The following is a 413-nucleotide window of genomic DNA, read 5'->3' as shown; positions in this document are numbered from 1 at the left end:
TTGATCGAAACGCTCTTTAACAACTGAATCAAGCAATTCGTGTGGGTGCTTGTGAGGTAAGACTGGTAGTCAGCAAGATTATCAGCATCACAAATACTCAGCGAGAAATCATTGAGTGCTCTTCTTTAGGGTGACCTTGAGAAGAGATTGCGATTGCTGAGCCAAGTTTAGGGTTTTCTCAAAACCCATGCAGTATTGAACTGAAGAGTTTGATCATGGCTCAGATTGAACGCTGGCGGCAGGCCTAACACATGCAAGTCGAGCGGATGAGGGGAGCTTGCTCCCCGATTCAGCGGCGGACGGGTGAGTAATGCCTAGGAATCTGCCTGGTAGTGGGGGACAACGTTTCGAAAGGAACGCTAATACCGCATACGTCCTACGGGAGAAAGCAGGGGACCTTCGGGCCTTGCGCT

General features: G+C 49.9%; 1 rRNA gene. It reads left to right on the top strand.

From position 1 onward, the window contains the following. Positions 1-197 precede the first annotated feature (197 nt). Positions 198-413 (top strand): 16S ribosomal RNA (locus E0D86_RS21265); the annotation flags it as partial.

The sequence above is a fragment of the Pseudomonas sp. IC_126 genome (assembly GCF_004331835.1).
GTDB lineage: Bacteria > Pseudomonadota > Gammaproteobacteria > Pseudomonadales > Pseudomonadaceae > Stutzerimonas.
This window is presented reverse-complemented; position numbering and strand designations above follow the sequence as displayed.